Source organism: Streptomyces sp. NBC_00376 (assembly GCF_036077095.1).
GTDB lineage: Bacteria > Actinomycetota > Actinomycetes > Streptomycetales > Streptomycetaceae > Streptomyces.
In genome coordinates this window covers 7,087,531-7,107,514 of sequence record NZ_CP107960.1, presented here as the reverse complement: position 1 = coordinate 7,107,514, position 19,984 = coordinate 7,087,531, and the positions used below count along the sequence as shown (strand labels likewise).

Here is a 19,984-nt window from a genome sequence, read left to right as displayed (position 1 = left end):
GACGATACGCTTTGGTCCCAGCTCAGAAGGTGTGCCAGGCACGGCAGTTGGGAAACAGCCGCAGGAGCAGTTCCTCGGCGGCGAGTGGGGGCGACAGTGGCCAGCGACGGATTCGATTTCTCTCCCGGAGCGCAGATCCCGCTCCAGGGTTCGGGCGGACAGGCGGTGGCGACGAACGCCCTCGCCTCCGCCGCGTACCGCGACAGCCCGGTGGAGAAGATCCTTGAAGCCAACAGCGAGTGGCACAAGTCCGAAGTCAAGGTGGGCCGTTCCAAGCTCTTCAAGTCCGACTATTTCAAGCCCAATCTCGGCGAGGCGTTCTCCCGCGCCGTCCAGGAACGCATGCTGGGCGGCGCCCGCAAGGCCCTCATCCAGTCCTTCGGGACGGACCCGCAGACCGTCGTCGAGCACTGTCTCTCCGCGACTCGCCTCCGCAAGAGCCGCGACACCAAACTCACCGCCGTCACCGCTCTGTTCGGCTTCCTCTTCCTGCCCGGCATGATCCTGTGGGTCCTCGCGTTCCGTCTGCGCGACTACCTCGGCAACACCAAGGACAAGGCGCTCTCCGCCCTGGGCGGCGCGCTGCTCCCGATCATCGGCATCGTGGCGCTGGTCTTCCTGGTCGGCCTGCCGCTCACCGGGTTCCTGGCGCTCTACGTCCGCCTGATGATCGTGGCCCCCGTCATCGGCTGGTTCATCGCCAAACGGATCGCCGAGTCCTCCGCCAAGGACATGCGCGCCCGTTGGGAAGGGCTGCTCTCCGGGGGCGGCGTCAGCGCCAAGATCCCCGAGGCCGTGCCGAAGAATCCCAACGAGACCTCCCGCGAGGCGCTCCGCCAAGGCCTGGAGAAGCTCACCGCCGAGCAGCAGTCCAACTCGGTCTTCTACGCGGGCCCCAAGGGAATCCTCGGCATGGGCACCCGCTGGGGCAGTTGGCAGCTGGCCGAGGAGCTCGTCTCCAAGGAACCCGGCAAGGAATTCCACCAGTTCCGCAGCTGGGACCTGATCCGGGCCATCCACGACCAGCTCAAGGTGCTGGAGCGCGGCCCGCTGAACACCGGCGGGTTCCCCACTCCGTCGGTCACCCACTGGATCGTGTCCCCCGTCGGGGAGAACGCCGACTCGGTCTCCCGCCCCGCCGGCGAGGACGTGGCCACCTTCCAGGTCAAGCCGCACGAGATACAGCGGATCTGCAACCACCAGCAGTTCGGCGGCGGTGACCGGCACTATCTGGGGGTCCAGTTCACCCTCTGGGACGGCCAGTTGGTCATCACGATGATGATCACGGTCACGGTGCTCTACGAGACCCTGCGCATCGAGGTCACCGGGCATGCACTGGGCCCCGTCCACTCGCTCTTCACGAGCAAGCCCGCGGCCAAGACCAAGACGGTCAACAAGACCGTCCGGTTCTGGGAGACCCGCGACATCACGCTTCCGCTGGTCGAATCCAGCGAGGTCGTCCGGCTCGCCCTGCGCGCCCCGTTCACCTGGTACCCGCCGCTGCTGGACTATCTGGGCGGCAAGATCGCCCTGCCCGAGCCGTTCGGCCTGCGCCACGCGTGGGCCGAGAAGCCGTGGCGCCACCGTTTCATGGCGGACGACGCGATGCGGGCCGCGACGCCGGTACTGCGCGCCGTCCACAGCGCCGCCCTGCGCGTTCTCGACGAGAACGGCGTCGACACCGAGCGCTTCGACAACCGCTCGATGATACTGAGCGGCGCGGTGCAGGACCCGACCCCGCGCAAGGCCGATCTGTACGACGCGTAGCCGGCCACCCCGACGCGAGGGCCTGCCCGGCGGACCAGGACCGGGCACCCCGACGCAAGGGGGGCCCGCCCTGATCAGGGCCGGACAGACACGAGGGCCGCCCCGGCCGGAAATCGGCCGGGGCGGCCCTAGCGCGAACCACTGCCGCGATCAGCCCTCCGGCCAGGCGTCGGCCAGCATCTTGCGGGTGTCGGCGAGCAGCTGCGGCAGCACCTTCGTGTGGCCGACCACCGGCATGAAGTTGGTGTCACCACCCCAGCGCGGCACCAGATGCTGGTGCAGATGGGCCGCGATGCCGGCACCCGCCACCGATCCCTGGTTCATGCCGATGTTGAATCCGTGCGCCCCCGAGGCCGTCCGCAGGGCCACCATCGCCCGCTTGGTAAAATCGGCCAGCTCCATGGTCTCCGGACCGTCCAGCTCCGTGTAGTCCGCGACATGCCGGTACGGCACCACCATCAGATGGCCGCCGTTGTACGGATACAGGTTCAGCACGGCGTACACGTGCTTGCCGCGGGCGACGACGAGCCCGTCCTCGTCCGAACTCGACGGGATCCCGCAGAACGGACAGCCGTCGCCGGCCTCCGGGCCGGTCGGCTTGTTCTCGCCCTGGATGTACGCCATCCGGTGGGGCGTCCACAGGCGCTGGAACGCGTCGGGCGTTCCCACTCCGATCTGCTGCTCCGGCTCACTCGTCATGGCGATCAGCATATTGCTTCACTCCCGGGGTGCGTGTCGCCGGGGCCACACCCGTCGGCGTACGGAGATGCTGAGGCGATGAGCGACCGGTCCGCCGACTCCACCCCTGAACGCCTACGGCACTGGGAGCAGCGCACCGAGGTGCCGCTGCTCGGCGTCTCCCTGCTCTTCCTGCTCGGCTACGCGGTCCGCGTCCTCGCCCCCGAGGACGCCGAGCCCTGGCGGGACCTCGCCCTGGTCCTGGTCGGCGCCACCTGGCTGGTCTTCGTGGCGGACTACGTCGTACGGTTCCGGCTCAGCGGCCTTCGCCACCACTTCTTCCGGGTCCACTGGCTGGACACGCTGGTGCTGCTGCTTCCGCTGCTGCGGCCGCTGCGCCTGATCCGGGTCTACACCGCGGTCCAGCAGCGCCGGGCTCAACCGCGGCTGAGCCTGTACGCCCGGGTGATCAGCTACGCCGGCGCGTCCTCCCTGCTGCTCGGTTTCTCCGCGTCGCTCGCGGTCTACCACCAGGAGCACAAGGTCCCGGATTCCACGATCCATACCTTCGGCGACGCGGTGTGGTGGGCGTGCGAGACGCTCACGACGGTGGGGTACGGGGACGCGGTGCCCGTCACGCCGGGCGGCCGGGTCGTCGCCGCGGGCCTGATGATGTGCGGGCTGGCGCTGCTGGGAGCGGTGACGGGGTCGTTCTCGTCGTGGCTGCTCCAGGTCTTCAGGCGGGAGGACGAGAAGAGGCCCCCGGAGGGCGGGTAGCTCTCCGGGGGCCTGACACCTGCACTGTGTCCGTCAGACCTGGACGCGGTCCTCGACGGCCTTCTGGATCTTGGCGATGGCGTCCTCGACCGGGATGCCGTTCTCCTGCGATCCGTCGCGGTAGCGGAAGGAGACGGCGCCGTTGGCCATGTCCTCGTCGCCCGCGATGATCATGAAGGGCACCTTGGCCTTCTGCTGGTTGCGGATCTTCTTCTGCATCCGGTCGGAGGAAGCGTCCACGTCGACCCGCAGCCCCTTCTTCCGGGCCTTGGCCGCGAACTCCTGGAGGTACGGGATGTGCGCGTCGCCGATCGGGATGCCGACCGCCTGGACCGGGGCCAGCCACACCGGGAACGCACCCGCGTAGTGCTCGAGGAGCACCGCGAAGAAGCGCTCGATGGAACCGAACAGGGCGCGGTGGATCATGACCGGGCGCTGCTTGGTGCCGTCCGGGCCGGTGTACTCCAGGTCGAAGCGCTCCGGGAGGTTGAAGTCGAGCTGCACGGTCGACATCTGCCAGGTACGGCCGATGGCGTCCTTGCACTGCACCGAGATCTTCGGGCCGTAGAACGCGGCGCCGCCCGGGTCCGGGACCAGCGGCAGGCCCTGCTTCTCGGCGACCTGGCGCAGCGTCTCGGTGGCCTCTTCCCAGATCTCGTCGGAGCCGACGAACTTCTCCGGGTCCTTGGTGGAGAGCTCCAGGTAGAAGTCGGTCAGACCGTAGTCGCGGAGCAGGTTCAGGACGAAGGTGAGCGTCCGGTCGAGCTCCTCGGCCATCTGCTCCTTGGTGCAGTAGATGTGCGCGTCGTCCTGCGTGAAGCCGCGCGAGCGGGTCAGACCGTGCACCACACCGGACTTCTCGTACCGGTACACCGTGCCGAACTCGAAGAGGCGCAGCGGCAGTTCACGGTATGAGCGCCCGCGCGCGTCGAAGATCAGGTTGTGCATCGGGCAGTTCATCGGCTTGAGGTAGTAGTCCACCCCGTCGTCGAGCTGCATGGGCGGGTACATGCCGTCGGCGTACCAGTCCAGGTGGCCGGACTTCTCGAAGAGCTTGCCCTTGGTGGCGTGCGGGGAGTAGACGAACTCGTAGCCCTCCTCCTCGTGCCGGCGGCGCGAGTAGTCCTCCATGGCGCGGCGGATGATGCCGCCCTTGGGGTGGAAGACCGCGAGACCGGGGCCGATCTCGTCCGGGAAGGAGAAGAGGTCCAGCTCGTTGCCGAGCTTGCGGTGGTCGCGCTTGGCGGCCTCCTCCAGGAACTCCAGGTGGGCCTTGAGCTCGTCCTTGGTGGGCCACGCGGTGCCGTAGATGCGCTGGAGCATCGGGTTCTTCTCGCTGCCCCGCCAGTACGCCGCGGCGTTGCGCATCAGCTTGAACGCCGGGATGAACCGGGTGGTCGGCAGGTGCGGGCCCCGGCAGAGGTCCTTCCAGCACAGGTCGCCGGTCTTCGGGTCGAGGTTGTCGTAGATGGTCAGCTCGCCGCCGCCCACCTCGACGTCCGCGCCGTCGTCCGAGGATGCGGAGCCCTTGATTCCGATGAGCTCGAGCTTGTACGGCTCGTCGGCCAGCTCCTCGCGGGCGGCCTCGTCCGTCACGACCCGGCGGGAGAACTTCTGGCCCCGCTTCTGGATCTCCTGCATCTTCTTCTCGATGGCCTTGAGGTCTTCCGGGGTGAAGGGCTTCTCGACGTCGAAGTCGTAGTAGAAGCCGTCCTTGACCGGCGGACCGATGCCGAGCTTGGCCTCGGGGAAGAGCTGCTGCACGGCCTGCGCCATGACGTGCGCGGTGGAGTGCCGCAGGATGTTCAGGCCATCCTCGGAGGAGATCTCGACGGGCTCGACGACCTCGCCGTCGGCGACGGCGTACGCGAGGTCCTTCAGCTCACCGGCGACCCGGGCGGCGACGACGGTGCGCTCGCCGGGGAAGAGCTCGGCTGCCGTAGTGCCCGTCGTCACCACGCGCTCTTCCCGCTCGGAATCGCGTTGGATGATCACACGGACGTCTGACACCGGTCTCTCCTGACTCAGGGGGAACGCACGCATGTGTAGTGCGCGTGCGATACGAATCGTACCGAGGAGCGGGCCCCCTCTGCGAAACGGTTCGGGCAGCCGGCCCCACCGCTCCCCCGCAAGGCCCTCCCCCAGCGCCCTATTCGCCGGTGCACGCCTCCTCGAAAAGGTCGACGTTCTCCTGGAGCGACTTCATCAGCCGGTCCCGCTCCGCCTCGTCGACCTGCACGGGCACCACGTGCGAGGTCCTCGTCAGCCGCCGGAAGCCGCCGCGGCTCTCCAGCCTGCCCTCCACCCGGATCGGCAGCCCCACCAGATGGGCGTGGCCGGCGATCCGGTACGCCTCCTCGTCCAGCTCCAGCCGTACGTGCGGCACCTCGGCGCCCGCCAGCACCCGCAGCCGCACGATCCCGGGGCCGCGCGGTGCCGAGCGGCGCATCCGGACGACGGCGCCGGTGATCCGTACCGTCACGGCGGGCTCGTCGTGGAGGTAGCGGGCGCCCGCCCGGCGCAGGGCCGGCAGATCGCCGGGGGAGAATTCCACCGGCTCGGGCCGGGCCGGGCAGCCCTCGGGGGTACCGGCGGCGGGCGCCCACTCCAGGGCGATCCCGGCCCCTTCCGAGCCTTGGACGAGTGCGACGACGGCCTCGGTCAGCTCCCGGCTGACGCCCGCCTCGACGGCGGTGTCGAAGGCTTCGTAGCCGCCGGTGGCCCGCTGGTAGTCCACGGCCTCCCGGGTGGCGTGCAGCGCCTGGTGGAGCCGTACGGCGACGGCACGGCCCGGTTCGACCGGCACGAACGCGGCGAGCTCCCGACCGCCGGGCGCGGGCCCGACGAGGATGCCGTCGAGCGCGGCCCTGGCCCTGCGGCGGTGGCGTGCGCCGTGGTAGCCGGTGTTCGCGCGTACGGCGAGGGCTCCGGCGAGCAGTATCTGCCGGGCGGCCGTGTGCAGCCGCTCGGCCCCGGCCCAGCCCGCCGCGCCCGCGACCGTCTCGGGGACCTCGCGCCACCAGCGGATCTCGTCGCTGGGCACGGCGAGCGAGACCAGTACCTCGCGGGCGGAGGGTGCGGCGCTGCGGGCGAGCGCGGTCAGCGCCTCGACGAGGAGGTCCTCGCTGTCGGGGAAGGCGGTGGTGTCGGGGACCAGGAGGCTCGTCCCGCCGCCGGGCGGGGCCGGCGGGCCCGGCGGGGTCCACCGGCTGTAGCGCCCGGCCGCCCCGCCCCGGCGCCGCCAGCCGTGCCGCCCGAGCAGGGCGCCGAGGACCGCGGGGTCGACCCGGGCCGGGTCCGGGACGCCTCCCGGGAGCCCGGGAGCATCGGGCCACGGCCCCGCGGACTCGGCGGGGTGCGGGCGGGTGGCTGACGGGATCGTTCCGTCCGTGCAGCCGTCGTATCCGTCCATCGGCCGGTGCATCAAGGTCTCCCTCCCGCCCCTACGCGGGTCATGATCTCGCAGAGCGCCCGGTCGTCGAAGATGCGCGAGGTGGGGATCCGCACGGTGGTCCGGTGCCGGCCCGTCACCGCGTGGCCGGCCAGGTTGGTCCAGTAGCAGCAGTGCCGCAGGTCGAGCCGGTCGTGCCCGGCTCGCAGCCAGTCGTCCTGGCTGCGCGGCACGATCATCACCACGAGGATCTTGTGCACCGACACCGGTGTCCGCGCGAGCTTGACGAGGTGGGCGTTGTCGAGCGTGAAGGCGAAGGTCGGTCCCGGCGGGTTCGGCGGGATCTGGTAGGTGCATTTGAGCTGGACCTTTATGGTCACTTCGTCGTCCACGGCATGGCCCGGCGCACCGTGGCTGACGTGCCAGTCGATGCCGTTGTCGGGGAAGGGCTGCGACAGGGAGCACCCCGCCGCGGCCGCGACCGCGTGCAGATAGCCCACCTGGAGCGTCTCCATGCAGGCGGTGGTTGCGAGTGTGCCGCGCAGCGGTTCGGTCCGCTGTGACAGCAGCCCGCTCGGTTCGGGCTTCGCGAGCGCCATGGCTGCGTGTGCCTTCCGGGCTGTGCCGATCGGTTCTCCGGTCGGGGGCGGCGGACAACTTCCGTTCCCCTCAGCTGTGTTGTCACCGCACGGGGCGGACCGCAAACGGCGTACGAGGCAAAGGGTGCGGGTATCACCGGACCGGGCAGAGGAATCACACATCTGCCGTTCGGGCACGAGGAGTTCGGGGATGACTCACTGGTACGAGGGGCCGCTGGCCGCTTTTGACACCGAGACAACAGGAGTCGACGTCGAGGGGGACCGGATCGTCTCGGCCGCCCTGGTCGTCCAGGACGCGGCGGGCGGGCGGATGCGCGTCACCCGCTGGCTGGTGAATCCGGGGATACCGGTGCCCGTGGGGGCGACCGAGATCCATGGTCTGACCGACGATCACCTTCAGCGCAACGGCCGCTGGCCGGCGCCGGTGATGGAGGAGATAGCCCGCACGCTGGCCGAGCAGTGCGCGGCCGGACGCCCGCTGGTCGTGATGAACGCGCCGTTCGACCTGACGCTGCTGGACCGCGAGCTGAAGCGCCACCGTGCCTCGTCGCTCGGGGCGTATCTGCAGAACTCCCCGCTGTGCGTGCTGGATCCGCGCGTGCTCGACAAGCATCTGGACCGCTACCGCAAGGGCCGGCGGACCCTCACCGATCTGTGCGAGCTGTACGGAGTGGTGCTCGACGGCGCCCATGACGCGGCGGCCGACGCGGCGGCCTCGCTGGAGCTGGTGCGTGCGGTGGGGCGGCGGTTCTCGTCCCGGCTGGAGCGGCTGACCCCGCCGGAGCTGCACACCCTGCAGGCCGTGTGGCATGCGGCGCAGGCGCGTGGACTGCAGGCGTGGTTCGCGAAGAACGGCACGACGGAGGCGGTGGATCCGGCCTGGCCGCTGCGCCCGGAGCTTCCTGCCGCGGCATGAGAGGATGCCCGGCCCCCGCTTCCGCACACGCAGAAGCCGGTCCGTCGATTCTGCTGACGGACCGGCTTCTTCCGGGTGGGCGATACTGGGTTCGAACCAGTGACCTCTTCGGTGTGAACGAAGCGCTCTCCCACTGAGCTAATCGCCCGGGAACGGGTTGAACCATACAGGGCTCTCGGGGTCCGGTTCAAACTGCTTCCAGCCTGGCCGTGAGACCCCGCCGCCCGGCACGCATCATCAGGGCGTGATTGGCCCGGAACACCGGGCGTCCGGGCACCGCCAGCAGCCGCATCAGCCGCCGGTGCACCTCGACCTCCTGCTCGTAGACGGCCCGGCTGCCACCGCCGTGCGGGGTGACCGTCCAGCGGACCCAGCCGTCCAGATCGCCGCTGAGCGTCGCCTCGATGACCCCGGCCCGGGGGTCGCGGCGGCGCTCGCGGACGGTCATGACGAGGTCGTACGGGAGGAGCGAGCGGATACGGGTGGTGCCGGTGATGCCGTCGACCGGGGTGACCTCGCGGACCTGCGGCCACCAGCGCGGGTAGTCATCGCCGCGTTCGAGGATCTCGTACACGGCGCCGGGCGGGGCGGGAAGGTCCCAGACACTCACGAATCGGTAGTGGCTCCAGTCCATGGATCCAGTCTGCGCGTACTCAGCCGGGGAACTGAGTATCCGAGCGCATGTCCGAACCTGTGGCTCGCGCCACACTCGCGTCCATGGAACATGTGCCGCCACCCGCTGAGGAATTGGCGCTCCTCGATCGCGAACTGGCCCGGCTGGACGCCCGCCGGTCCCAGTTGCTGGTTCGCCGTGCCTGGCTGCTGAGCGTGCTGACGCCACCCGCCGGGCCGCCCGGCGCGCCGCCGGTCCCGCAGCTCGCCGCTCCGTTCGGACCGCCCGCGACGGCCCGGCCCGCGGCTCCGTTCGCGGCTCCGTTCGGGCCTCCTGCCCCGCAGGCCGGACCGCGCAGCGCGCAGAACGTGCTGCTCACTCTGGGCGGTCTGCTGCTGACGATCGCGGCGATCGCGTTCACCCTGGTCAGCTGGGGCCAGATGGGGATCGCCGGCCGTTCGGCGGTGCTCACCGTGGTGACGCTCGCGGCGCTCGCCGCTCCCGCCGTGCTGCTGCGTCGCGGGCTGTCCGCGACGGCCGAGTCGCTGGGTGCTCTGGCGTCCGTGCTGATGATCCTCGACGCCTACGCGCTGCACCGGGTGGCGGTGCCGGAGGCCGGCGGGCCCGGTTACGCCGCGGCCGCCTCGGCGGTGCTGGCGGTGCTGTGGGGCGGGTACGGGCTGCTGCTCGGCCGGCTGCGGCTGCCGCTGCCCCTGGCGGTGGTGAGTGCTCAGCTGCCGCTGCTGCTGTGGGCCTGGTCGGCCGGCGCGGGCGCCTCGGTGTTCGGCTGGGCACTGCTGCTGACGGCGGCGCTGGACTGCGCGATCGCGCTGTGGGGGCCGGGCGTCGCGGTCCGGGTGACGGCCTGTGTCGGCTGCTGGACGACGGGCCTGCTGGGACTGCTGGTGGCCCTGGGGCAGTCGGTGTCCGCCGACGCGGCGTCGGCGGCGGTGGCGCCGGCCGCGCTGCTGCTCGCGGGCGCGGCGCTCGCGCTGTTCGGGGCGTGGCGCGCGCCGGGGGTCTTTCGTTTGGTTCGGGCCGGATCAGGCACTGGGGCACGCGAGCCCGGCGTGATCCAAACGAGAGGCCCCGGGGGCCTCGCGGTGGCCGGTGGCGTGGTGGCCGGGCTGTCCGGGGTGGCCGCGGTGGGTGGCGTGCTGCGTGCCGGAGTGGACTGGGACTGGTCGGTGCCGGTGTATCTGCTGTGCGGTGTGGTGCTGTTGACGGCCGTGCGCGCACCGCTGCCCCGTCCGGTCGGCCAGGGGCTGGTGTGGGCCTCGTCGGCAGTGACCGCGGCCGCGGTCATGGCCGCGGCGCCGCCGGTCGGCATGTCGCTGCTGGGTACGGCGTCGCAGCTGGCCCGCGTGTGGACCGGCGCTCCCGACGGTGGTGTCCGGGGTGCGCTGGGCACGGAGGGCCTGGCGTGGTCCCAGTCGGCCGCGGCCCCGGTGGTGTTGCTGGTGGTGGCCGGTCTGTTCGGGCTGGCGCACCGGTCCTGGCCCCGGCTGGTGCGGGTGGCAGGGCCGGTGGTCTCGCCGGGTCCGGCCTGGCGGAGTGCGGCGGGGGCCGCGGCGACGGCGCTCTGCTGGGCGGGGCTCACCGCGCTGCCCGCGGTGCTGGGGCTCTCGTACGCGGCGGCCGTGTCGGTGCAGTCGGTGCTGGTCGCCGCGGTGTTCGCGGTGGCGGTACGGGCTCTGCGCCGCGGGACGGGCGCCGTGGGGACGACCGCGCTGGTGTGCGGCCTGGTCGGCGCGGTGAGCGCGGGGCTCCTCTCGCTCGCGGCCCAGGCCGCGACGTACGCGGTGTTCGCGGTGCTGCTGCTGGTGCTCGGGGCCGCCGCGGTGCTGCTCGACGGCGCCGCGATGCCGGAGCGGGAGCTGCCGGACGCTCGGGCGGCGCGTGCGGCAGGGGCGCTGCGGATCGCGCAGGCGGTGCCGGCGTGCGGGGCCGTGCTGTGCGCGATGGTGCTCGCCCGTGCGGCCGGGGCCTCACTGGAACTCGCCGGATACCGGGCGGCGCCGCTGATGCTGGCCGTCCCCGTGGTGACGGCGCTGCTCGGGGCCCGGCTGCGGAACCGCCCGCCGGCTCTTCCCGTCGAGCTGACCGGGGCCCTGTCGGCCGTGGTGGCGGTGATCATGGCGGTGCCGGACGGGCCGTTCCTGGCGCTGGTGCTGGCGCTGAGCGGGGTGCTGGCGGCGGGCACGGCCGTACGGGCCGAGCGTCGGCAGGTGGCCGGGTACCTGGCGGTGGCGCTGTTCGTCCTGGCGACCTGGGTGCGGCTGACGGCCTCGGGGGTGTCGGCCCCGGAGGCGTACACGCTGCCGGTGACGGTGCCCGCCCTGGCGCTCGGTGTGCTGCGCCGGCGTCGCGCCCCGGAGGCGTCGTCGTGGACGGCGTACGGGGCGGGTCTCTCGGCGACTCTGGTCCCGAGCCTCTTCGCGGCCTGGGTCGATCCGCACTGGCTGCGGCCGCTGCTGCTCGGGGTGGCGGCCCTGGTGATCACCCTGGCGGGCGCCCGGCTGCGGCTCCAGGCACTGCTGCTGGTCGGTGGCGCGGTGCTGGCCCTGGACACCGTGCACGAACTGGCGCCGTACGTGGTCCAGGTGGTCGGCGCGCTGCCTCGCTGGCTGCCGCCCGCCCTGGCCGGGCTGCTGTTGCTGGTGGTCGGTGCGACGTACGAGCAGCGGCTGCGCGATGCGCGGCGGCTGAAGGAGACCGTGGGCCGAATGCGCTGACGGGTACGCCGCATGGCAGGCGGCCGCGCGAACTCGCCCGTGAAATAGAGCAGTTCGCGCCCGGCCGTCGCCGCTGCGGGAATTCCCGGCAGAGTTCTCGAATCGTCCGTGGCATTGCTCACGGACGCCGGGGACCGAACTCTTTCCGGGAATTCCTGTGGCCGCCCGAGTGTGCCGACCGCGATATCCGGATACCACTCCTCGATTTGCGGACCCGGACCGTCCGCCACCGCATGGATTGAATCGTTCACGAAAGCGCTTGTGAATCACTGCGAAGGCACCGGCGATGACCCGGCGGGCCGGCCGGGAACGGAAAACGCAGAGGGCCCGTGAGACTCTGCGGTCTCACGGGCCCTCTGTCCGGGGTGGGCGATACTGGGTTCGAACCAGTGACCTCTTCGGTGTGAACGAAGCGCTCTCCCACTGAGCTAATCGCCCGGGCGCAGGCCAAACATTACCCCATGTCAGCGGCGCCCCATGACCACCCCCGGGTCACTCGTGGATCTTCCACGGCATGGTGATGCCGAACTTCCAGACGTAGATCCCCACCAGCACCGCGATGATCACCAGGCCGATCGACGTGAGGATGATGTTGCGCCGCCGGACCTTGGGGTCGAGCGCCCGCTGGGCGGCCTCGGAAACCTTCCGCCTGGTCCAGCGGAGCACCAGCTGCGCCCAGACGAACTCGGTCGCCCAGATCGCCATGCCGCCGAAGATCACCAGCCAGCCGGGGCCGGGCAGCGGAAGCATGACGATGCCCGCCACGACCACGGCGAAGCCGACGATGAAGACGCCGACCTGCCAGCTCATGTGCAGCGTCCTGGACGCCTTGATGAACCCGGGCGCCCGGGAACCGAGCTCCCGTTCCTTGGTCACACCCTCGGTGACCTCGCCCGTCACGCCGTCCACCCTGTCCCCCGCGCCGGACACCGGTGTCGCCGATGCGGCGTCCCCGTTCCGCACGTCACGCTCCGCATTCATGACAGCCAACCTACCGGAACGGCTCTCGTCACCGGAATGGCCGCATAACCGAAAGTTACACACCGCCGTACGAGCTACCTGAAGGAACACAAAAAGGTCAGAGGGGTTTACAACGCCACCGTAGGTGGCATGTCGATTTCGCCGACGTGCGAATCCCCGAGCGCACACTGAGCGAAAGGCCCTGGCGCTTATGAACACCACGGTCAGCTGCGAGCTGCACCTGCGCCTCGTTGTGTCGAGCGAGTCCTCACTGCCTGTACCAGCGGGCCTGCGGTATGACACGGCCGATCCGTATGCCGTGCACGCCACCTTCCATACCGGAGCGGAGGAGACGGTCGAATGGGTATTCGCCCGCGACCTCCTTGCCGAGGGGCTGCACCGGCCCACCGGCACCGGAGACGTCCGCGTCTGGCCATCCCGTAGTCACGGCCAGGGCGTCGTCTGCATCGCGCTGAGCTCCCCAGAGGGCGAAGCCCTGCTCGAAGCCCCGGCGAGAGCCCTGGAGTCGTTCCTTAAGCGGACCGACGCCGCGGTTCCGCCAGGCACCGAGCATCGTCACTTCGACCTCGATACGGAGCTCTCACACATCCTGGCCGAGAGCTGAGCCAGGCCGAGAGCTGCACGGCGCCGTCCGACTCGGGGAGACGGCGCCGCGCGGAAAACCTCATATGGATGACACCGGCGCCGTCATCACGGAATCCACCGTGGTGACGGCGCCGGTGCGCGCCCGAGGACTCGTGGCGCCCTCCTCGCGCCCCGGACGGACACTCACCGGCCATGGATACCCACCCTTGGCCGGTATCCGCTCTCCGGACCCCTCGCGGGCCCTCTCGGGCCGCTGTGCGCCGCGGCCGAGCCAGTAGAGTCAGCCCGCATCGGCGGACACCCGCCCGCCGGAGGCAGGGAGCGAAAGCGTGCTGATCCCCCACGACACCCGGATCGCCCTCGACACGGTGATCGAACTGATGAACACCGCACCGGAGAGCGAAGCGCCGACGAGCGGGCAGCCGGAGGACGAGCCGAGCGACGGTCTCGCCGACATCGCGGCGCTCTACGACTTCGCGCGGCGCCATCGCATCAGCGGCGTGGGCGAGCTCCACGAGAAGGACCTGCAGGCCGTACGGGGCGTACGGGCGCGCTTCGCCGAGATCTTCGCGACGGACGACGCACAGACCGCCGCCTCGCTCGTCAACGCGCTCGTCGCCGCAGCCGGCACCACGCCGCAGCTCAGCAATCACGACGGCTACGACTGGCATGTGCACTACTTCGCCCCGGACGCGTCGATCGCCGACCACCTCGCGGCCGACTGCGGCATGGCTCTGGCCTTCATCGTGGTGGCGGGCGAGCAGGAACGGCTGCGGCGGTGCGAGGCACCGGACTGCCGGCACGCCTTCGTCGACCTGTCCCGCAACCGCTCCCGCCGCTACTGCTCCAGCCGCACCTGCGGCAACCGTCTGCATGTGGCCGCGTACCGGGCACGCCGCAAGGAAGCGGCCGGCTGACCGTTCACAGCATGAAGAGATCGTGCACCGCGGCCATCAGCAACAGACTGCCGACCACCGCGAGGAAGATCATCAAAGGGGGCTGGGAAAGCGCGAAGAGGCAGCCGCGCGGCTCTTCGGCAGGGCTTGCGGGGACATCGCCCCGGGAGGTGTCGACCATCGCAGGACGATCATGACTCAGACCGGCCCCCGTTGGCGATCAACACGCCTTTTCGTACCGGGAGTTAACCCACCCCGGAGCGTCCGGGAATCGCTCCGGCGTCCGATCCCCCGCCACACATTCGGTGCCGCGCCCCGAGCACCCCGCTCCCCAACTCCCCCGAACGGAACCCCAGGACACCGGCCGGCGGCCGACCCGTCCGGCCAACACCGCCTCCTACATGGCGAATTCATGATGCGACCGCGCATGCCCGGGCGGTCCGCGTTCCGCGGTCTCAGCCCGGCGTCGAGCTGGAGGCCCGCACCACGAGCTCCGGCTGGAGCACCACACTGCGGTGTTCGTGGGTGCCGTCCTCGTCGTCCGACTCCTCCAGCAGGAGCTCCGCGGCCATCCGGCCCATCACGACCGCGGGCTGGCGGACCGAGGTGAGCGGTACGGCAGCGGCGGCGGCGAACTCGATGTCGTCGTAGCCGACCATGGCGATGTCCTGCGGCACCCTGACGCCCGCCGCGTACAACGCCTGGAGCACCCCCAGGGCGAGCAGGTCGTTGGCGCAGAACACCGCGGTCGGCCGGGGCACCAGGCCGAGCAGCCGGGCCCCGGCGTCGCGGCCCGCCGCCACGTCCAGCCGGCCGGAAGGGATCTCGACGAGCGCCTCGGGCGGCAGCCCGGCATCCGCGAGGGCCGCGAGGGCGCCTTCGCGCCGGTCCCGGATCTGATGGAGGTCGCCGGGGCCGCTGACGTACGCCACCGAGCGGTGACCGGCCGAGACCAGATGGCCGACGGCGAGGGCACCGCCGCGGACGTCGTCGACGGAGACAGCGCAGGTGCCCGTGGAGGACGCCACCCGGTCCACCAGCACGTAGGGAATCCGGTGCCGGCCGAACGCCTCCAGGTTCCGGCCGGTCGCGTCGGCCGGGGTGACCAGGACGCCGCAGACCCGCTGTTCGGCGAAGAGCCCGAGGTACTCGGCCTCCTCCGCCGGGCTCTGGTCGCTGTTGCACACCATGACGCCGAGTCCGGCCTCCCGGGCGGCGCGCTCGGCACCGCGGGCCACGTCCACGAAGAACGGGTTGCCCATGTCGAGGACGAGCAGGGCCATGATCCGGCTGCGGCCCGCCCTGAGCTGGCGCGCCGACTCGCTGCGTACGTAGCCGAGTTCCTCGATGGCGGCGAGCACCCGGGCACGGGTCTGCGGCAGCACGGCCTCGGGCCGGTTGATCACGTTGGACACGGTGCCCACTGAGACTCCGGCTCGCCGGGCCACGTCCTTGATCCCTGCCACACGCGCCACTTGTCCTGCCCCACTGATGCCTTCGGCCGCGCCGGACCCCGGCGTGTCCCCATCGTACGGACGGCGCCCGGGGACGCTCCTCCGGGCCGGGAACGCGGGCCGGGGTCAGATGCCGTGCTTCTTCAGGATGGCCTCGATGTCGCTGAAGTCCTCGCCCGGCGAGGCGGGCTGCTGCCGGGACTTCGTCTTCGGCTGCGCCCGGGTCCCCTGGAGCCCCGCCCCCAGGGACGGGGCCGAGGCCGCGGGGGCGACCGCTTCGCCCTGCGCCGCCCGCGCGGCGGCCCGGCGCTCCTTTCGGGTGCCGCCGCCGCGGCGCTCGATCGCCCGGGTCGTCATGAACAGCAGCCAGGCCACCGCGAGCAGCCCGAAACCGAGCCAGACGCTCGGCTTGAAGGCGATCCCGGCGACCCAGTCCACGATCCCGGTCAGGACCAGAGCGATCGGGACCAGGGAGTAGGCGGCGATCCGGGTGGCGGCGAGGAAGCGCTTTCGCCAGGCGGTGACGGCGGCGATGCCCAGGCCCGCAGCGGACACCGCGGAGCAGATGGTCTCGGCAAGCATCGGTGCCTCCAGGCGCGCGGGGAAACGTCTCTTCCATCCTGCACCGGTGACCGGCCCGGCGGCCACGATCCGGGACCGCATCAGGGACATTTCAGGGCCGGGATCCTCCCCAGGTGCCGATCGGCGGCGTGCCGGGCGTACGGAGCCCCCGCGGGACCGGGTGCCGATTGGGAGGCTCGCGCGAGCCCTGGGAGACTGGCCGCATGAGCGATTCCACCCCTGCGGCCCCCGTCGTCCTCGACGTCTGGTGCGAGCTCCAGTGCCCCGACTGTCACCAGGCCCTCACCGATGTGCACGCCCTGCGGGCCAAGTACGGCGACCGGCTGGAGGTACGGCTGCGGCACTTCCCGCTGGAGAAGCACAAGCACGCCTACGCCGCCGCGCAGGCCGCCGAGGAGGCGGCGGCGCAGGGCAAGGACTGGCCGTACATCGAGGCGGTGCTCGCCCGCACCGCCGATCTCGCCCGCACCGGCGAGCCGCTGCTCGTCGAGGTGGCACGGGAACTCGGCCTGGATGCCGAGGAGGTGGACACCGCTCTGATCGACGGACGCCACATGCTGATCGTCGACGCCGACCAGGCCGAGGGCAAGGCGATCGGGGTCACCGGCACCCCGACGTATGTGATCGGCGAAGAGCGGCTGGACGGCGGCAAGAGCCAGGACGGGCTGCGCGAACGGATCGAGGAGATCGCCGACCGGCTGCTCGCCGAGCGAGGCTGAGCGGGCCGAGCGGGCCCGCCCTCAGAGGCTCTTGCCCAGGTTGTACTGAGTCGTCCGGTACCCGAGCGACTCGTACAGCCGCAGGGCGGGCGTGTTGGACGTGAGCACATGCAGGCCCAGCCGGTCGTCGCCCGCGTCGAGCGCGATGCGTTCCGCCTGGAGCATCAGCGCCCGGCCGTACCCCCGCCCCCGGAAATCCGCGTGCACCTCCACGTCGAACACGTAGCCCACCAGCATCCCCGGATGCATCTCGTGCCGCGCCACCCAGACGTGCCCCACGACTTCGCCCTCGTGCGTGAGGACGTGCAGATGCGTTCCCTCGGTGGCGAGGCCGTGCGGCAGGTTCTGGGCGTGGCTGGTCTCGGCCTTCCTCATGGCCTGGTCCTCGGGGACGCCGCGTTCGATCCAGGTCTGCGCGTAGTCGGTGATCGCGCGGCGCTCCCACTGCGCGAACTCCTCGTCCGTCATCGGCCGGGCGGTGACGGCGCCGGGCAGGGCGGGCGGGGTCGGCGCCAATTCCTTGACCATGTTCCTGCTGCGCTCGGTGTAGCCCAGCGCGGTGGCCAGCCCCTGCCCCGCCGTGTCGTCCGCCGGGACCGACAGCGACGTCCGGGTGCAGCCCCAGCCGCGCAGCACCTCTTCGGCGGCCAGCGCCGCGATGGTGCCGCGGCCTCGCCTGCGGCGGGACTCGTCGATGCGCAGCGAGCGCAGCACGCCCGCCTTCGCACCGAATCCCGGATCGGTGCCGATCTCGACGGCGCCGACGGGCCGCCCGTTGTCGCACACGTCGTACGCGCGGAACTGCGCACCATCGGCGCCTTGCTGCATCGGCCCGGTCGGCCGGAGGGTGGTGGTCATCGGAGATGTTCTATCCACTTCGGCCCGGCCCGTCACCCGATTTCCGGTTCGGACGTGGCCCGGTTCTACGGGTCGAGGTCGTTCCCGGCCCGCTCGTCGAAGATCCGCATGGCCTTGACGGTCACCGGTCCGGGGCCGCCGGGCAGCTCCCTGCCGTCCACCCGGTGCACGGCCTGCACATCGCGCAGGGTGGAGGTGAGGAAGATCTCCTCGGCCCGCTCCAGGATGTCGAACGGCAGCTCGGTCTCCTGCGCGCCCGTCCACTCCACGGCCAGCGCGCGGGTGATCCCGGCCAGGCAGCCGGAGGCGACCGGCGGGGTGTGCAGCTGCCCGTCGAGGACGACGAAGACATTGGACCCGGTGCCTTCGCAGAGCTGACCGGCGGTGTTGGCGAAGAGCGCCTCCGTGGCGCCGTGCTCGTGGGCGCGTGCGAGGGCGACGACGTTCTCGGCGTACGACGTGGTCTTGAGGCCGGTGAGCGCACCGCGCTCGTTGCGGGTCCAGGGGACGGTGATCACGGCGGTGGTGTCGGGGCGGCGGGCCGCCTCGCCGAGGGCGACGACGAGGCCGGGTCCGGCGTCGCCGCGGTCGGAGCCGAGCGGGGAGAGTCCTCCGGTGTAGGTGATGCGGAGCCTGCCGAGGGCCATCGGGTTGGCGTCGATCACTTCGGTGCAGGCGCGCCGTACCTCGTCGAGGTCGGGATCGGGGAGTCCGAGGCCACGGGCCGAGCGGGTCAGCCGGTCGAGGTGGCGGGTGAGGGCGAAGGGCCTGCCGTCGACGGTCTTGACCGTCTCGAATATGCCGTCCCCCACGGTGAGCCCGTGGTCGAGCACGGACACCCTGGCGTCCTCGGCGTCGCGCAGTTCGCCGTTGACCCAAATCCTCATCACGCGGTCCTTCCGGTTGTGTCGTGGGCGCCCGACGCTACAGCGAGCAGCCGGGACGCCTTGAGCTCGGTCTCTTCCCACTCGCGTTCCGGGTCGGAGCCCCAGGTGATGCCGGCCCCGGTGCCGAAGCGGAGGACCGGGGCGGGACCGGTCCGGTCGATCCAGAAGGTGCGTATGCCGACGGCCAGCGAGGCGGTACGGCGGTCGGCGTCGACCCAGCCGATGCCACCGCAGTAGGGCCCGCGCGGTGCGGTCTCCAGCTCCTCGATGATCCGCAGGGCGCTGGACTTGGGTGCCCCGGTGACGGAGCCGGGCGGGAACGTCGCGCCGAGGAGTTCGGGCCAGCCGGCGCCCTCGGCGAGCTCCCCGCGCACGGTCGAGACGAGGTGGACCAGGCCGGGATGCTTCTCGACCACGCAGAGGTCGGGAACGGTGACCGATCCGGTGGCACAGACCCGGCCCAGGTCGTTGCGGACCAGGTCGACGATCATCACGTTCTCGGCGTGGTCCTTCTCCAGCAGATCGTCCTCGGTCCGCCCGGTGCCCTTGATCGGCCCCGACTCGACGGTCCGGCCGTCCCGCTTCAGGAAGAGCTCGGGGGACGCGGTGGCGATCTCCACGCCGTGCGCGGGCAGCCGGATCGTCCCCGCGTACGGGGCGGGATTGCCGCGGGCCAGCAGCGCGGTCAGCGCGTCCACGTCCGCGGCGCCCGGATCGGGCAGCGGCGCGGTCAGCACCCGGCAGAGGTTGGCCTGGTACACCTCGCCCGCCGCGATGTACTCGCGGATCCGCCGTACCCCCGCGATGTACGCGGCGCGGTCCAGGGACGAGGTCCAGTCACCGGCCGCGGGCCCGCGCCAGGCACCCGGCACGGGCGCGGGCACCGCGCGGGTACGTACGGAGCCGAAGCGGGCGCAGACGAGACGGCCCTCGAAATCGGCGGATACGGCCCAGAAGCCGGACGATTCGAGGGCTGCGGGATCACTGGTCACGTCCTGCAGATCGGACGCGAGGAGGCCGCCGAAGCGGGCTATTGGAACGAGGTCGTGCACGTCGTCGAGTCTAGGACGGCGCGCGATGACCTGCCCCGGGGCGAGCGCACCTCAGCACGCTGCACAAACGCGTTTTTGTACTGGCCCGGGAATCCGCTAGAGTTCAACACGTCGCCGGGACGCGCAAGCGGGCCGGGAAAGACAAGCGGACGTAGCTCAGTTGGTAGAGCGCAACCTTGCCAAGGTTGAGGTCGCCAGTTCGAACCTGGTCGTCCGCTCGCAGAAGGTGGGGGATCTTCCCGAACCCCCACTCGTGGTGGAGTGGCCGAGAGGCGAGGCAACGGCCTGCAAAGCCGTCTACACGGGTTCAAATCCCGTCTCCACCTCCAAGGACGATTAGCTCAGCGGGAGAGCGCTTCCCTGACACGGAAGAGGTCACTGGTTCAATCCCAGTATCGTCCACTGGTCCGCAAGGATCCCCGCGCGATTAGCTCAGCGGGAGAGCGCTTCCCTGACACGGAAGAGGTCACTGGTTCAATCCCAGTATCGCGCAC

Annotated in this window: 19 protein-coding genes and 6 tRNA genes; 11 read left to right on the top strand and 14 right to left on the bottom strand. The window is 71.2% G+C overall.

The window, feature by feature from the left end; all coding sequences use genetic code 11:
* Positions 1-96: 96 nt before the first annotated feature.
* Entirely contained in the window at positions 97-1,767 is a 1,671-nt protein-coding gene (locus OG842_RS32115; RefSeq protein WP_266735924.1) for a hypothetical protein, read from the top strand.
* Between the two features lie 150 nt (positions 1,768-1,917).
* Here the strand turns inward: OG842_RS32115 and OG842_RS32110 are convergent, their stop codons facing one another.
* The gene (locus OG842_RS32110; protein WP_266735925.1) at positions 1,918-2,478 is read right to left on the bottom strand and encodes an HIT family protein; all 561 of its coding nucleotides are present in this window, start codon (positions 2,476-2,478) and stop codon (positions 1,918-1,920) included.
* Positions 2,479-2,544: 66 nt separating this feature from the next.
* Between OG842_RS32110 and OG842_RS32105 the strand changes: the two genes are divergently transcribed.
* The gene (locus OG842_RS32105) at positions 2,545-3,222 is read left to right on the top strand and encodes a potassium channel family protein (RefSeq protein ID WP_266735927.1); all 678 of its coding nucleotides are present in this window, start codon (positions 2,545-2,547) and stop codon (positions 3,220-3,222) included.
* Positions 3,223-3,255: 33 nt separating this feature from the next.
* Here OG842_RS32105 and thrS read toward each other — a convergent pair whose 3' ends face one another.
* From thrS to OG842_RS32090, 3 genes are all read right to left on the bottom strand, one after another.
* Entirely contained in the window at positions 3,256-5,232 is a 1,977-nt protein-coding gene (thrS, locus tag OG842_RS32100) for a threonine--tRNA ligase (RefSeq protein WP_266735929.1), read from the bottom strand.
* A gap of 139 nt (positions 5,233-5,371) precedes the next feature.
* The gene (locus tag OG842_RS32095) at positions 5,372-6,646 is read right to left on the bottom strand and encodes a hypothetical protein (protein ID WP_266735931.1); all 1,275 of its coding nucleotides are present in this window, start codon (positions 6,644-6,646) and stop codon (positions 5,372-5,374) included.
* Positions 6,646-7,212 (bottom strand): DUF4365 domain-containing protein, encoded by a 567-nt coding sequence (locus tag OG842_RS32090; protein WP_266735933.1) that lies wholly within the window; start codon positions 7,210-7,212, stop codon positions 6,646-6,648. The genes OG842_RS32095 and OG842_RS32090 overlap by 1 nt, the downstream gene beginning before the upstream one ends.
* Positions 7,213-7,402: 190 nt before the next feature.
* Here OG842_RS32090 and OG842_RS32085 point away from each other — a divergent pair, with 190 nt between their 5' ends.
* Complete coding sequence (locus OG842_RS32085; protein WP_266735934.1) at positions 7,403-8,128, top strand: 3'-5' exonuclease; 726 nt, start codon at positions 7,403-7,405, stop codon at positions 8,126-8,128.
* Between the two features lie 76 nt (positions 8,129-8,204).
* Here the strand turns inward: OG842_RS32085 and OG842_RS32080 are convergent.
* Positions 8,205-8,276: transfer RNA gene (locus tag OG842_RS32080), tRNA-Val, on the bottom strand.
* A 39-nt stretch (positions 8,277-8,315) separates the two neighbouring features.
* Positions 8,316-8,762 (bottom strand): SRPBCC family protein, encoded by a 447-nt coding sequence (locus OG842_RS32075; protein WP_266735935.1) that lies wholly within the window; start codon positions 8,760-8,762, stop codon positions 8,316-8,318.
* 83 nt (positions 8,763-8,845) lie between these two features.
* Between OG842_RS32075 and OG842_RS32070 the strand changes: the two genes are divergently transcribed.
* Positions 8,846-11,476: an SCO7613 C-terminal domain-containing membrane protein gene (locus OG842_RS32070; RefSeq protein WP_266735936.1), complete on the top strand. Its 2,631-nt coding sequence runs from the start codon at positions 8,846-8,848 to the stop codon at positions 11,474-11,476.
* 366 nt (positions 11,477-11,842) lie between these two features.
* Here OG842_RS32070 and OG842_RS32065 read toward each other — a convergent pair.
* Positions 11,843-11,914 (bottom strand) — tRNA-Val (locus OG842_RS32065).
* A 54-nt stretch (positions 11,915-11,968) separates the two neighbouring features.
* Positions 11,969-12,457, bottom strand: coding sequence for a TIGR02611 family protein (locus OG842_RS32060; protein ID WP_266735937.1), 489 nt, complete (start codon positions 12,455-12,457; stop codon positions 11,969-11,971).
* A 190-nt stretch (positions 12,458-12,647) separates the two neighbouring features.
* On the opposite strand from OG842_RS32060, the gene OG842_RS32055 reads away from it, so the two are divergent.
* Together OG842_RS32055 and OG842_RS32050 are read left to right on the top strand one after the other, a co-directional pair.
* Positions 12,648-13,061, top strand: a complete 414-nt coding sequence (locus OG842_RS32055) for an SsgA family sporulation/cell division regulator (protein WP_003959770.1) — start codon at positions 12,648-12,650, stop codon at positions 13,059-13,061.
* A gap of 310 nt (positions 13,062-13,371) precedes the next feature.
* A complete protein-coding gene (locus OG842_RS32050) occupies positions 13,372-13,959 on the top strand; it encodes a CGNR zinc finger domain-containing protein (RefSeq protein WP_266735939.1) in 588 nt (195 codons plus the stop codon).
* A gap of 4 nt (positions 13,960-13,963) precedes the next feature.
* Here the strand turns inward: OG842_RS32050 and OG842_RS32045 are convergent, their stop codons facing one another.
* The 3 genes from OG842_RS32045 to OG842_RS32035 all read right to left on the bottom strand — a co-directional run bounded on the left by OG842_RS32045 (position 13,964) and on the right by OG842_RS32035 (position 15,974).
* On the bottom strand, positions 13,964-14,119 hold the full coding sequence (locus tag OG842_RS32045) for a hypothetical protein (RefSeq protein WP_266735940.1): 156 nt from the start codon (positions 14,117-14,119) through the stop codon (positions 13,964-13,966).
* A 274-nt stretch (positions 14,120-14,393) separates the two neighbouring features.
* Positions 14,394-15,413: a LacI family DNA-binding transcriptional regulator gene (locus OG842_RS32040; protein WP_266735941.1), complete on the bottom strand. Its 1,020-nt coding sequence runs from the start codon at positions 15,411-15,413 to the stop codon at positions 14,394-14,396.
* A 105-nt stretch (positions 15,414-15,518) separates the two neighbouring features.
* Complete coding sequence (locus OG842_RS32035) at positions 15,519-15,974, bottom strand: hypothetical protein (protein WP_266735942.1); 456 nt, start codon at positions 15,972-15,974, stop codon at positions 15,519-15,521.
* Positions 15,975-16,177: 203 nt separating this feature from the next.
* Between OG842_RS32035 and OG842_RS32030 the strand changes: the two genes are divergently transcribed.
* Entirely contained in the window at positions 16,178-16,693 is a 516-nt protein-coding gene (locus tag OG842_RS32030; protein ID WP_266735944.1) for a DsbA family protein, read from the top strand.
* Between the two features lie 21 nt (positions 16,694-16,714).
* Here the strand turns inward: OG842_RS32030 and OG842_RS32025 are convergent, their stop codons facing one another.
* The 3 genes from OG842_RS32025 to OG842_RS32015 form a co-directional block, all read right to left on the bottom strand.
* Positions 16,715-17,551, bottom strand: coding sequence for a GNAT family N-acetyltransferase (locus tag OG842_RS32025; RefSeq protein WP_266735945.1), 837 nt, complete (start codon positions 17,549-17,551; stop codon positions 16,715-16,717).
* A 65-nt stretch (positions 17,552-17,616) separates the two neighbouring features.
* On the bottom strand, positions 17,617-18,438 hold the full coding sequence (locus OG842_RS32020; protein ID WP_266735947.1) for an aminotransferase class IV: 822 nt from the start codon (positions 18,436-18,438) through the stop codon (positions 17,617-17,619).
* Complete coding sequence (locus OG842_RS32015; RefSeq protein WP_266735948.1) at positions 18,438-19,490, bottom strand: chorismate-binding protein; 1,053 nt, start codon at positions 19,488-19,490, stop codon at positions 18,438-18,440. Before OG842_RS32015 ends, OG842_RS32020 begins: the two co-directional genes overlap by 1 nt.
* A 145-nt stretch (positions 19,491-19,635) precedes the next feature.
* Between OG842_RS32015 and OG842_RS32010 the strand changes: the two genes are divergently transcribed.
* The 4 genes from OG842_RS32010 to OG842_RS31995 all read left to right on the top strand — a co-directional run bounded on the left by OG842_RS32010 (position 19,636) and on the right by OG842_RS31995 (position 19,983).
* Positions 19,636-19,708: transfer RNA gene (locus tag OG842_RS32010), tRNA-Gly, on the top strand.
* 37 nt (positions 19,709-19,745) lie between these two features.
* Positions 19,746-19,819 (top strand) — tRNA-Cys (locus OG842_RS32005).
* A gap of 1 nt (position 19,820) precedes the next feature.
* A tRNA-Val gene (locus OG842_RS32000) sits at positions 19,821-19,892 on the top strand.
* Between the two features lie 19 nt (positions 19,893-19,911).
* Positions 19,912-19,983 (top strand) — tRNA-Val (locus tag OG842_RS31995).
* Position 19,984 lies beyond the last annotated feature (1 nt).